We start from the raw sequence: 12,449 nt of genomic DNA, 5'->3' as shown, positions 1-12,449 counted from the left end.
AGTGTCCTTTCGGGAGGGTGTTCAGGGCATCCGGACGATCTGGCCGGCGTACGCGAGGCCGGCGCCGAAGCCGAGCAGCAGCGCCTTGTCGCCGGGCTTGGTCCGGCCGCTCTCGTGCAGCCGGCTCAGCGCGAGCGGCACCGAGGCCGCCGAGGTGTTCCCCGTGTCGATCACGTCCCGGGCGACCTTCTCCTCCGGGATCTCCAGGATCTCGGCGAGCTGCTCGATGATCCGCAGGTTCGCCTGGTGCGGCACGAACCAGTCGATCTCCGACAGGTCGATCCCGGCGCGGGCGCAGGCCTCCCGCGCGACCGGGGGGATGTTCTTGGTGGACCACCGGTAGACCAGCGGCCCGTTCATCGAGGCGTACTCCTTGCCGTCCTTGGCCCACTTCGTGCCGAGGATCGGGGCCCGCCGGCCGTCGCTGCCCCACACCACGGGGCCGATGTCCTGGTTCTCGGAGCGGGAGATCACCGCGGCGCCCGCGCCGTCGCCAAAGATGACGTAGGTCGCCGGGTCCTCGGGGTCGATGAACTCGGTGAGGTGTTCGGCGCCGACGACCAGCACGTTGCGCGCCTCGCCGAGGCGCACCGCGTTGGACGCGACCGACACCGAGTAGGCGAAGCCCGCGCAGGCGGCGTTCAGGTCGAACGCGCCGGTCGCCGGGATGCCGATCCGGTGGGCGACCTCCGGCGCGCCGCCCGGGATCCGGTCCCGCTTGGTGGCGGTGGCCAGGATGAGCAGGTCGACCTCGGAGGGGTCGACGTTCGCCATCGCCAGCGCCTTCGCGCCGGCCTCCGCCGACATCACCGGCACGGTCTCCCCGGGACCGGCGGCGTGCCGGGTCTTGATGCCCGTGCGCTCCTCGATCCACTCCGTGGTCACGTCCGTACGCAGTGCGATGTCCGGGTTGGTGACCACGCGGGTGGGCCGATAGGCGCCGAGCCCGGTGATCGCCGAACCGAAGATGCTCGACATCGTTCTCCCTTCGTCAACCCGGACGGCAGCCGCGTCGAGGACTGCCGGGAGAAAGGCTCGGGCAGCCGCCTCATAGCTTCTCTACATATCGACGCGGCATAGGAATGCCATAGCCGGCGGGGGAAGTCTGCGTCGGGCGCGGACCGCCGAGGCCCGAAGGCCGAGCGAGAAGGTCCAGGATGAGAGACTTCACTGACAGGGTGGCGGTGGTCACCGGCGCCGGCTCGGGCATCGGCCGCGCGCTCGCCGTCGAGCTGGCCGCCCGGGGGGCCCGGCTCGCCGTCTCCGACGTGGACGACGAGGGGCTGCGCGAGACCGTACGGTGCTGCGCGGGCCTCGACGGCCAGGTGCGCGGGTACCGGTTGGACGTGACGGACCGGGCCGCGGTGCTGGCGCACGCCGAGCGGGTCGACGCCGACTTCGGCCGCGCCGACCTGGTCGTCAACAACGCCGGGGTGACCCTGCTCGCCTCGGTCGCCGACGGGGCCTGGGAAGACCTCGAATGGGTGATGAACGTCGACTTCTGGGGGGTCGTGCACGGCACGCGGGCGTTCCTGCCGCTGCTGACGGCGTCGCGCGGGCACCTGGTCAACGTCTCCAGTGTGCTGGGGCTGGCCGGCGCGCCGATGCAGAGCGGGTACAACGCCGCCAAGTTCGCCGTCCGGGGCTTCACGGAGGCGGTGGCGCAGGAGCTGCGGGCCGACGGGGTGCCGGTCAGGGTGAGCTGCGTGCATCCCGGCCGGATCAGGACGAACATCATGCGCAACGCCCGCAACGACGGGCTGCGCGACTACCAGGCGGTGCGGGAGCACTTCGAGCGCTCGGTCGACATCTCGGCGGAGTACGCCGCCCGCGCCATCCTGCGCGGGGTGGCCCGCAACCGGGCCCGGATCCTGGTCGGGGCGGACGCCTACCGCACCGAGATCCTGACCCGGCTGCTCGGGCCGTGGTACCCGCGGGTGGCCGCCGGCCGTGGCCGGCGGCCGGTCACATCGACAGGCCGCCGTCCACGGTGACCACCTGACCGGTCAGGTACGACGCCCGGGAGGAGAGCAGGAACGCCACCACGTCGGCGATCTCCTCGCTGCGCCCGAGCCGGCCCAGGGCCACCCGGTCCCGGGCGATCGCGCCCAGCTCGTCGGAGAGGGCGGCGATCATGTCCGTGTCGACGTAGCCGGGCGCCACCACGTTCGCCCGGATGTCGTACCGGCCGACCTCCTTGGCCAGCGCCTTGGTGAAGCCGATGATCCCGGCCTTCGAGGCGGAGTAGTTCGTCTGCATCGCGTTGCCGGCCACCCCGGACACCGAGGAGACCGTGACGATCGACCCGCGACGCCTGCGCATCATCCGGCGGATCACCGCGCGGCAGACGTGGTAGGTGCCGTCGAGGTTCACCTCCATCACGGAGCGCCAGTCGGCGTCGGCCATCAGGGCCAGCGGCCGGTCCCGGATGATCCCCGCGACGGTGACCACCGCCTCGGGGTCACCCAGCTCCCGCTCGGCGGTCGACACGAAGTCCCGCACCGCGGCGGCGTCGGCGACGTCGACCGCCAGCGCGAGCACGCGCCCGCCCTCCGCGGCCGCCTGCGCGACCACCTCGTCGGCGGCGTCCTTGCTGGACTGGTAGCACATGGCCACGTCGTAGCCGTCCCCAACCAGCCGCAGCACCACCGCCCGGCCGATGCCCCGGGAGCCGCCCGTGACCAGGGCGACGGGCCGCCCACCGGCGCTCACCGCGCCGCCCCGGACGCCGCCGGGGCCGGCTCGGCCGGCTGCGCGGGGGCCGCCGCGCGGGACTCCCGGGTCGCCGCGTCGAGAGACGCCCGCAGGGACTCCACCGATCGCATCGCACCGACCAGGCGGCCCACCCGCAGCACCACGGTGGACCCGACGACGCTCTCGCCGGTGACGAAGGCGGTGTCGGCGACCAGCCGGTTCATGGTCACATGGTGCTCCACCGTCTCCCCGGGCAGCACCGGCCGCCCGAACCGGATGTGCTCGAAGACGCCGGCCACCGGCACGCCGTCGGTCAGCACGTCCGGCATCGGCCGGTCGTGCCGGATCAGCACCAGCGCCGCCTGCCCCCAGGATTCCAGCAGCAGCGACATCGGCAGCGCCCGGTCACCGGTGACGGTCAGCGAGCCCACCAGCCGCCGCCGGGGCACCAGCTCGGTGACCCGGTCGACCAGCAGCATCGGCGGCCGGTGCGGGATGATCCGCCTGATCTCCTCGATCCCCATCATGGGGCTCACTCCTCGCTCGCGTAGCGCAGCAGCACCTCGGCGACCGGCACCGCGGCGGCGGCGACCTCGCCCCGCCACAGGTCGCCGCTGCGGCGGATGGTCACGACGAGTTCGTCGTCGCCCCGGAAGGGCAGCAGGAACCGGCAGCTGACGATCTCGGTGAGCGTCAGCCCGGGGGCCGCGGCGCGGACCGCCCGGTGCACGAACTCGAAGATGTGGACCCCGGGCAGCAACGGAAATCCCGGGTAGTGGCCGGCGAAGACCGGATCGCCGAGGTCGGGGCGGATCCTGGCCACGATCGTGTCGGGTGCGACGTGCTCCACGTCGATGGGAACGGCCGTCGCGCAGTCGGCCGATGTCAGGGCTTTCACCAGGCCACCATGGGGTCGGCGGCTATATCTTCTCTACTGTCCCGGCCCGCCGTGGGCCGGCCTCGGGTCAGTTGCCCACCGCGCTCAGCGCCCCGGCGCCGGCCACCAGCACCCGGTCGGCCTGGTCGGCCTTCTCCCGGGCGAAGACGCGGACGAGGTCGTGGAAGCGGAACCGCTGCCGCCGGCCGCCGTCGGACTCGACGATCTCCAGCAGCCGGGCGTCGACCAGGTTCTCCCCCACCTCCTCGCCGGCGTGCCGGGACACGCCCAGCACCTCCGCGGTGCACCAGCTGGGGAAGGCCGGCGTGCGCAGCAGCGCCAGTCGGCGCAGGGCGAGCTGGCCCAGGTCGGCCAGCTGGTGGTAGCTGCTGTCCAGCCGTTCCCGGACGTCCATCGAGCCCAGCCGGAGCTCGTCCAGCCGGTACCGCTCGTCGGCGAGCCGGTCCGCCAGGTACCCGAGCGACCAGTGCGGGCGCGCCAGCAGCCGGGATCCGGCGACCCGGACGCCGAGCGAGAGCCGGCCGCACAGCTCGACGATCCGGCCGGCCGCCTCGGCCTCCTCGGCGACCCGCTGCGCCCCGATGATCCGGCCGAGCAGCGCGAGCGCCTGCCGCCGGTCGAGGGTGCCGACCTCGATCGACGTGGCGCCGGCCAGCTCGGGCATGCGGAGCCGGCTGGTGACGATGACCTGACAGCCGGGGTCGCCGGGCAGCAGCGGGCTCACCTGCGCGTAGTCCGCGGTGCCGTCGAGCATGACCAGCAGCCGCCGGCCGGCGAGCTGGCTGCGGTAGAGCCGGACCCGCTCGTCGAGCCCCTTCGGGATCGCCGACTCGGCGTGGCCGAGGCTGCGCAGGAACCAGCCGAGCACGTCGTACGGCTCGACGGCGTTGCCCCGCGCGCGACCGAGGTCGGCGTAGAGCTGACCGTCGGGGAAGGCGGTCCGGGTGAGGTGGGCAGCGTGCAGGGCGAGCGTGCTCTTGCCGACGCCGGCCATCCCGGTGACCACGGCGACCGGCGGGCAGGCCCTCGGCTCGGCGGTCAGCACCCGGAGCAGCCCGTTCAGCTCCTCCTCCCGCCCGGCGAAGTCACCGACGCCGGGCGGGAGCATCGCGGGCCGCACCCCGTGCCAGCTCGGCTCCGCGACGACCGCCGGGGCCGGGGGGCCGGCGAGGATCGACCGGTACGCCTCCGTGAGCAGCGGCCCCGGGTCGACGCCCAGTTCGTCGGCGAGCACCCGGCGGCCCTCGTGGTAGGCGGCCAGCGCGTCGGCCTGCCGGTCGCTGTGCAGCAGGGCGGTCATCAGCTGGCCCCGCAGCCCCTCGTGCAGCGGGTGCTTGGCGACGAGCTGGGTGATCTCGGGGACCAGCCGGACGTGGCGCCCCAGCCGCAGGTCGGCCTCGATCCGGCTCTCCAGGACCGCCATCCGCACCTCCGCCATGCGGTGCGCCTCGGCCGCCGCGAGGTGCTCGGTCACGTTGGACAGCGCGGGGCCGCGCCACAGCGACATGGCGGCGTGCAGCCGCTCGGCGGCCTCGGCGTGCCGCCCGTCGCGCAGTGCCTCCCGCCCGGCCTCGGCCAGGCGCTCGAACTCGTCGAGGTCGAGCCGGGCGGCGCCGATCCTGATCTGGTACCCCGACCACTGCCGGACGATGTCCACCTCGGCGCCGAGGTACTTGCGCAGCCGCGAGACGTAGTTGTAGAGCTGGGCGGCGAAGGTGGCCGGCGGGCGCTCCCCCCAGAGCAGCTCGCACAGCCGGGTGTCCGGCACGGTACGCCCCTCGGCGAGCAGCAACGCCGCGAGCACGGTGCGCTGCTTCGCACCGTCCAGCGCCACCTCCGAGTCACCCCTCCAGGCCCCCACCGGCCCCAGTACCCGAAACTCCATCCCTGGCTCCGTTCATCGCGCCGCCCCGGGTAGAACAGTCGCCCGAAGACTCATCGGCACCGGCACGGTCCACATGCGTGGGCGGCACTCAATTTCCCGTCGACGTCACGCTGACAGTTCAGTTGATCACTGATCGTGACTAGGATGGGGCGGGTCGCACGTGGAGCGGGAAGCCGCCGCCGACCCGGTCGGTCCCGCCGTCCGCGGGCCCCGGCGGGCTCGCGCGCACCGGCGCGGCCAGCAACGGGGCACGAATGTGAGTAGTTTCCACGCATGACCTCCGCGCTCCCCTCTGGCACCGTGCAACGGTGACCTCGACTCCCCTGGCCGGCGCCACCGATCACGCCTGCTCCGGCGTACGGCTGGCCCCGCACTGGTGGGCCTCGGGGCTCGCGCTGCACGAACGCGTGCCCGGCCCGGCCGGGGGCCCACCGGGCCGACGCCCCGCCGACGCCCGGCGCGACGCGGACGGCCCGGATGCGGGCGACCCGGGCAACGCCGACGCCGCGCGCGGCGCGGTCGGCACGGCCACCGACGGCCCCGACGGCACGGGCGACGCCGGAGGCGCGGGCGACGCCGGAGGCGCGGGCGACGTCGACCGGCGGCTGGCCCGGTGGCGGGACGGGCACGGGCCGGGCCTCGGGGCGCGCCTCGCCGAGGTCGGCCTGGACGAGGCGGCGCTGCGCGCGCTGCTGGCCGAGGACCGGTCCGCGCTCGCCGCCAGGACGACCCGCCCGGGATGGGCGCATAGCGTCGAGGCGGCCCTGGCCGCCGCGGCCACGCCCCGGCCGCCGGCCGACCCGGCGGACTGGCGGGCCGCCCTCGCCGCGCCCCTGCGGCCGTTCGTCGACGTCGCCGCCGACCGGTTCCTCGCCGGAGCCCGTCCGGTCGCGACGGAGCAGACGGTCGACCTGGCCGCCCTCACCGACCAGTTCGCCGCCGCGCTGGGTCGGCGCCTGCTCGCCGTCGCGGCCCGCACGCTGGTCTCGGAGCTGCACCGACGCCGGGCGGCCGGCCGGCTCGCCGGCGCCGACGGCCGGGCCCGCTTCGCCGACTTCGTGGCGCAGCTCTGCGACCCCGCCGGGCTGGTCGAGCTGGTCGACCGCTACCCCGTGCTGGCCCGCCTGCTGGCGCAGGCCGGCACGGCGGCCGCCCGGTCCGGGCTCGAACTCCTGACCCGGTTCGTCGCCGACCGCGACGACCTGGTGGGGACCCTGCTCGGCGGTGACGACCCCGGCCCGCTCGTCGCGGTCCGCAGCAACCTGGGCGACGCCCACACCGGTGGCCGTACGACCACCGTGCTGCGCTTCGCGAACGGCCGACGCGTCGTCTACAAGCCGCGCGACCTGGCCTCCCAGGTCCGCTTCACCGGGTTCGTCGACTGGCTGGAGCGGCGGGCGCCGGGGCTGGGGCTGCGCGGGGTCGCCGCCCTGACCCGGCCCGGCTACGGCTGGTCGGAGTACGTGGACGCGACGGCGCTGGGCCACCCGGGGCAGGCGGACGGGTTCTACCGCCGGCAGGGCGCCCTGGTCGCGCTGCTGCACGCCCTGCACGCCACGGACATGCACTACGAGAACCTGATCGCCGCCGGCGACACACCGGTCGTGGTGGACACCGAGACGCTGTTCCATCCCGCGCTGGGCGAGCCGGTGGGCAGCGGCGACCCGGCGGCGGACCTGCTGACCGCCTCGGTGCACCGGACCGGCCTGATGCCGGTGATCGTCGTCGGCGACCAGGGGGCGATGGACCTGTCCGGCGTCGGCGGCGACCGGGGCGGGACCGCACCCGTCAGCGCGCTCGACTGGGCCGACCCGGGCACCGACCGGATGCGGCTGACCCGCCGGGCCGTCGACTTCGCCGGCGGCCGCAACCGCCCCCGCGTCGGCGACTCCCCGGTCGATCCCGTCGCCCACGAGCCGGCGCTGCGGGCGGGGTTCCGGCGGGCGTACGAGACGATCCGGGCGCACCGGCGGGAGTTCACCGAACTGGTCGCGTCCTGCGCCGACGTCCCGGTACGGCTGGTCGCCCGGCCCACCTCGGCGTACCACACCCTGCTCACCGAGACCACCCACCCGGACGTGCTCGGCGACGCGCTGGAGCGCGACCGCGCGTTCGGCGTCCTCTGGTCCAGCGTGGACGGGCACCCCTTCCTCGCCCAGTTCCCGCGACACGAGGTGGCCGCGCTGTGGGCGGGCGACGTCCCGCTGTTCGAGGGCACTCCGGGCAGCCGCACCGTCCGGGTCGCCGGGGGCGGCGAACCGCTGCCCGTGCCGCTGGCCCGCTGCGGGCTCGACGCCGCGCTGCGCAAGATCGCCGCGCTGGACGAGGCCGACCGGCGGCACCAGGAGTGGATCGTCGCGGCGACGCTGGCGACCCGTCGCCCGGTCGACGGCCGGCACGTCGGCGCACCGACGTCCCGGCCGGTCGCGGACGCCGCCGCGTCGCCGGAGCGCCTGCTCGCCACGGCGTGCGCGCTCGCCGACGAGATCCAGGCCCGGAGCGTGACCGGCGCGGACCGGGTGAACTGGCTCGGCCTGGAGCTGGTGGACGACCGGCAGTGGCTCGTCCTGCCGATGGGGGCCGGGCTGGCCAACGGGCACCTCGGGGTCGCGCTCTTCCTCGGCCAGCTCGCCGCGGTGACCGGCACCGCCCGCTACGCCGAGCTGGCCCACCGGGCCGTCGCCGGGGTGCCGGGGCTGTTCCGGTTGCTCGGCGCGCGCCCGGACCTGACCGCCGCGATCGGCCCCGGCGGGCTGTACGGCCTCGGCGGCATCGCGTACGGCCTCGCCCGACTGTCCACCCTGCTGGCCGACCCCGGGCTCGCCGGACAGGCTCGCGTGGCGGTCGACCTGGCCGCCGCCGCCAGCGCGGACTCGGCGGCCCTGTCCTGGGCCGACGGCGGCGCGGGCTGCCTCGCCGCCATGGACGCGGTGCACGCCGAGCTGGGCCACGCGCCGGCGGCGGCGCTCGCCCGGGGCTGGGCCGACCGGCTCGTGGACGTGATCGAGCGGGACGACCTGCCGACGGAGCCGGGCTTCGCCGACGGGCTGGCCGGCATCGGCTGGGCGCTGGGCCGGTACGCCCGCACCGGTGGCGCCCGCTACGCCCGGGCGGGCCGGCGCGCGCTGCGCCGGGCGGGCACCCCCGGCGGCGACGGGCCGGCGGGGTACGGCTGGTGTCGCGGCGCGGCCGGCCTCGCGCTCGCCCACCACGCCCTCGCCCCCGACGCCGGCACCCCCGACGCCCCTGCGCCCGGCACCCGGGGCGTGGCCGACCGGGTCGTGCCGCCGGGCGGCGGACCCGGACCCGCGCCCGACGGGACGGTAGGCCTGCTCACCGACCGCCCGCTGCTCGACGACCTCAGCCTCTGCCACGGCGAGCTGGGCGTCGCCGAGGCGACCGGTGTCCTCGACGGCGGTGGCGCGGCGCGGCGACGTGCCGGTCGGATCCTGGACGCCGTCGACCGGTACGGGGCGTCCTGCGGGACCCCGGGCAACGTGTCCACCCCCGGGCTGCTCACCGGCCTCGCCGGCATCGGGTACGGGCTGCTCCGGCTCTCCGGGGCCGGGCCGGTGCCGTCGGTGCTGCTGCTGGAACCGACCCCTGAACCGGGCCCCACGGGTTGAGGACCGCCGGGCGAGCGACGACGATCTCCAGAGGAGCCGCCAGCTCCGCAGCGACCGACGAAGTCACCAACAGGAGGAATGACAGTTGTCCGAGAACCAGCTCCCCCCGTACCGCGTCGACGAGACCGACTCCGCGGCGCCCGTCGACGACCCGGCCGGAGCGATGTGGCTGCAGCCCGTCGTGACGTTCGGGATCCGTGCGGCCGCCCTCGCCAGCCTGGTCGTGCCCGTGGGCATGGTGATCGGCGGTCTCGTCGGTGACGCCGGCGCGGCGGCGGACGCCGCGCCCCTGACGACCTGCTGCCCCGAGAAGCCGATGTGATGACGGCGCGGTAGCCGCCCGGGGCCGCGTCGACCAGCACCGCGTTGGGCCGGGCCTGCCTCCTCGGATAGCGTGCGCAGTGTGTACCGCTCCTCGAAGTTCATCGGCAGGGACGCCGAACTGCGCGCGGTGCTGAACAGCCTCGAATCGGCGCGGGCGGGGCGGGGCGGCGCGGTCTTCGTGGTCGGCGAGAGCGGCGTGGGCAAGTCCCGCCTCGCGTCGAGGGTCGCGGAGCTGGCCACCGCGGCGGGCATGCGGGTGATGCGGGGCCGGGGCAGCACGATCGGTACCGCGGTGCCGCTGCGCCCGCTGACCGAGGCGCTGCTGTCGCTGCTCCGGTCCGGGCCGGTCGACCCCACCGTGCTCGGACCGTACGGCCCGATCCTCGGCCGGCTCGTCCCCGACTGGGGCCGGCCGCCGGCCGACCAGGAGAACGCGTCCCTGGTGATCCTGGCCGAGGCCGTCCTCCGGTTGACCGGGGTGGCCGGCGCGGGGCGGGGTTGCCTGATGCTGCTGGACGACCTCCAGGACGCGGACACGGAGACGTTGGCCGTGCTGGAGTACCTGATCGACAACCTCGCCCTGCAACCGACCCTGCTGCTGGGGGCGATCAGGGCCGAGCCCTGCGCCGCGTCGACGATCGCCCGGTCGGCCGCCCAACGCGGTCAGTGCACCCTCATCGAGTTGGGCCGGCTCGACGACGACGGGCTGCGGCAGATGGTCGGCGCCTGCCTCGACGCCGACCCGGAGCGGGTGCCGGCGGCCGCGCACGCCCTCGTCGCGACGGGCAGTGCCGGCAACCCCTTCCTGATCGAGGAACTCGTCGCCGGCATGGTCGACGGTGCGCTGCTGATCGGCGGCCCGCAGGGCTGGCGGCTGTCCGAGAAGCTGCCCGCCGCCCTGCCGAGCACCCTGGCGCGGGGCATGGCGCAGGGGGTCGAGCAGCTCGGTCCACAGGCCCGGGAGCTGCTCTCGATGGGCGCGCTGCTGGGCCAGCGGTTTCCGCTGGCCGTGGTGCAGGCGGCCACCGGGCTGAGCGACCACGACGTGCTCGACCACCTGTGCGGCGACGTCGCCGGGCGGCTGGTCACGGTCGACGACCAGCTCACCGACTGGTACGCCTTCCGGCACCGGCTCACCCGGGAGGCGTTGCTCAGCCTCCTCGGCCCCGCCGACCGCGCCCGGCTCGCCCAGCGGATGACCGACGCGGTGGAGGCGGTCTTCCCCGGTCTGCCTGGCGAATGGTGCCAGGTGTCGGCCACCCTGCACCTGGAGGCCGACAACCCGGAGGCGGCCGGCCGGCTGTTCACCGAGGCGGGCCGGCGGGCGATCGCGCAGGGCGGCGCCACCACCGCGGTCTCCCTGCTCGACCGCGCGATCGGCCTGCTCGGCGACAATCCCGTGGCCCGCGCGGCCGCCCTCGAAGCCCTGCTGCACGCCCTGGCGGAGGCGGGCCTGGTCGAGCGGGCACTCGCGTCGGTCAGCACCCTCGACCAGATCGGTGGCGTCGACCCGCGCCGGCGGGCGCAGCTGCACACCCGGCTGGCCTGGGCCGCGACGGTCGCCGGCCGCTCGGCCGAGGGGCTGGCACAGGTGGAGCAGGCGCGCGCCCTGCTCGGCCCGGACGCCGCCGCGGAGGACACCGCGCCGGTCGACGTGGTCGCCGCCCACCTGGTGCTGGACACCGCCGGGCAGGACCAGCTCGCCACCGCCGAGGCGCTGGCCCGCCGGGCCGCCACCGTCGCCGAGACCGTCCCCCTGCCGGTGGTGGCCTGCCAGGCCTGGCAGCTGCTCGGCGCGTTGATCCGGCACCGCGACCCGGCGGAGGCGACGCGGTGCCTGGAACGGGCCCTGGCCATCGCCGCGCAGCACCGGCTGCCGATCTGGGAGATCCACGCGCTGATCCGGCTCGGCAACGACGACGCGCTGCGCAACGCGCGCCTGGACCGGCTCGAACAGGCCCGGGAGCGGGCCTCGCAGGCCGGCGCGGTGACCGCGCGCCACCAGGCGGAGGCGAGCCTCGCCCTGCACGCCGTGCTGCGGGGCGACTTCGACACCGCGAACGCCCTCGTCCAGCAGGTGCTGGCCGCGACCACCCGGCTGAAGCTGCTGGAGACCACCCAGTACGTGCTGCTGGTCAGCGCGGTGCTCGCGGCGCACCAGGGGCGGCGTCGGGAGATGGAGCACGCGCTGGCCGAGTTCCGCCGGTGGAGCGGCGACCAGGCCCTGCACGCCTCCCGCGTACACGGGCTGGCCAGGGCCTTCTGCGCGCTGCTGGAGGAGGACCGGCCCCGCGCCCTCGACGAGTTGGCCCGCGCGTTCGACGCCGAGGCGCAGAGCCCGACGGTATTCCACCTCTCCGGCCGGCACGGCCTGCACGTGCTGCTCCAGGTCGCCTCCGGCGAGGCCGGGTGGCCGGCCTACGAGGCGGTGCAGGGCGACTCGGCGAGCAGGCTGCGCTGGGATCTGCAGTTCGCCCTCTTCGCGAAGGCGGTGCTGCTCGGCCGGTCCGGTCGGCAGGAGGAGGCGGAGGCGGCGGCGGCCGAGGCGATGCGGGCGGGGGCGCCGTACGCGATGGGCCGGCACCTCGCGTTGCGGCTGGTGTGCGAGTCGGCCCTCGCCGACGGGTGGGGGACGCCGGTGCAGTGGCTGCGCGCCGCCGAGGAGCACTTCCACCGCAGCGACGTGCCGGCCGTGGCCAGCGCCTGCCGGGCCCTGCTGCGCCAGGCCGGCGTACGCATGACGCAGCGCCGCTCCGGTGCGGGCGACATCCCCTCCGGCCTACGGTCGGTGGGCGTGACGGTGCGGGAGTTCGAGGTGCTTCGGCTGCTTGTCGGGCGGCTGAGCAACCGGGAGATCGCCGGCCGGCTGCACCTCTCTCCGCGCACAGTGGAACGGCACGTGTCCAGCCTGCTCGGCAAGACGGGCCTGCCGAACCGGATCGCGCTCAGCGAGTACGCCGCCGAGGTGGAGAGCGGCTGAGCGGCCACGCGGTGCAACATTCCTGCAATCGACAAACGTTGA

General features: G+C 75.6%; 9 protein-coding genes. 4 read left to right on the top strand and 5 right to left on the bottom strand.

Going from position 1 to position 12,449, the window contains the following annotated elements; genetic code table 11:
• Positions 1-21: 21 nt before the first annotated feature.
• Positions 22-978 (bottom strand): beta-ketoacyl-ACP synthase III, encoded by a 957-nt coding sequence (locus DER29_RS32025; protein ID WP_121401343.1) that lies wholly within the window; start codon positions 976-978, stop codon positions 22-24.
• Positions 979-1,157: 179 nt separating this feature from the next.
• Between DER29_RS32025 and DER29_RS32020 the strand changes: the two genes are divergently transcribed.
• Positions 1,158-1,994: an SDR family oxidoreductase gene (locus DER29_RS32020; RefSeq protein WP_121401342.1), complete on the top strand. Its 837-nt coding sequence runs from the start codon at positions 1,158-1,160 to the stop codon at positions 1,992-1,994.
• On the opposite strand, the gene fabG is transcribed toward DER29_RS32020, so the two are convergent.
• The 4 genes from fabG to DER29_RS32000 form a co-directional block, all read right to left on the bottom strand.
• Positions 1,966-2,712 carry a 3-oxoacyl-ACP reductase FabG gene (gene fabG / locus DER29_RS32015; RefSeq protein ID WP_121401341.1) on the bottom strand — a complete coding sequence of 249 codons (747 nt, stop codon included), beginning with the start codon at positions 2,710-2,712 and terminating at the stop codon, positions 1,966-1,968. The two genes, DER29_RS32020 and fabG, sit on opposite strands and share 29 nt — an antisense overlap.
• The gene (locus DER29_RS32010; protein WP_121401340.1) at positions 2,709-3,221 is read right to left on the bottom strand and encodes a 3-hydroxyacyl-ACP dehydratase FabZ family protein; all 513 of its coding nucleotides are present in this window, start codon (positions 3,219-3,221) and stop codon (positions 2,709-2,711) included. The genes fabG and DER29_RS32010 overlap by 4 nt, the downstream gene beginning before the upstream one ends.
• Positions 3,222-3,226: 5 nt before the next feature.
• The gene (locus DER29_RS32005) at positions 3,227-3,592 is read right to left on the bottom strand and encodes a hypothetical protein (protein ID WP_148710164.1); all 366 of its coding nucleotides are present in this window, start codon (positions 3,590-3,592) and stop codon (positions 3,227-3,229) included.
• Positions 3,593-3,659: 67 nt separating this feature from the next.
• A complete protein-coding gene (locus DER29_RS32000) occupies positions 3,660-5,477 on the bottom strand; it encodes an AfsR/SARP family transcriptional regulator (protein ID WP_121401338.1) in 1,818 nt (605 codons plus the stop codon).
• A 308-nt stretch (positions 5,478-5,785) separates the two neighbouring features.
• Here DER29_RS32000 and lanM point away from each other — a divergent pair, with 308 nt between their 5' ends.
• The 3 genes from lanM (at position 5,786) to DER29_RS31985 (ending at position 12,407) form a co-directional block, all read left to right on the top strand.
• A complete protein-coding gene (gene lanM / locus DER29_RS31995; RefSeq protein ID WP_233600292.1) occupies positions 5,786-9,103 on the top strand; it encodes a type 2 lanthipeptide synthetase LanM family protein in 3,318 nt (1,105 codons plus the stop codon).
• 85 nt (positions 9,104-9,188) lie between these two features.
• Positions 9,189-9,425, top strand: coding sequence for a hypothetical protein (locus DER29_RS31990; RefSeq protein ID WP_121401337.1), 237 nt, complete (start codon positions 9,189-9,191; stop codon positions 9,423-9,425).
• 81 nt (positions 9,426-9,506) lie between these two features.
• The gene (locus DER29_RS31985) at positions 9,507-12,407 is read left to right on the top strand and encodes an AAA family ATPase (protein ID WP_233600291.1); all 2,901 of its coding nucleotides are present in this window, start codon (positions 9,507-9,509) and stop codon (positions 12,405-12,407) included.
• Positions 12,408-12,449: the final 42 nt, after the last annotated feature.

It is taken from the genome of Micromonospora sp. M71_S20, from assembly GCF_003664255.1.
Taxonomy (GTDB): Bacteria; Actinomycetota; Actinomycetes; order Mycobacteriales; family Micromonosporaceae; genus Micromonospora.
The sequence above is the reverse complement of the archived record's forward strand: the minus strand, read 5'-3'. Positions and strand labels throughout refer to the sequence as shown.

Excerpts from the sequence above, each read along its gene's own strand:
- DER29_RS32025 (WP_121401343.1), bottom strand. The coding sequence starts at position 978 with ATGTCGAGCATCTTCGGTTCGGCGATCACCGGGCTCGGCGCCTATCGG.
- DER29_RS32020 (WP_121401342.1), top strand. The coding sequence starts at position 1,158 with ATGAGAGACTTCACTGACAGGGTGGCGGTGGTCACCGGCGCCGGCTCG.
- DER29_RS32010 (WP_121401340.1), bottom strand. The coding sequence starts at position 3,221 with ATGATGGGGATCGAGGAGATCAGGCGGATCATCCCGCACCGGCCGCCG.
- DER29_RS32000 (WP_121401338.1), bottom strand. The coding sequence starts at position 5,477 with ATGGAGTTTCGGGTACTGGGGCCGGTGGGGGCCTGGAGGGGTGACTCG.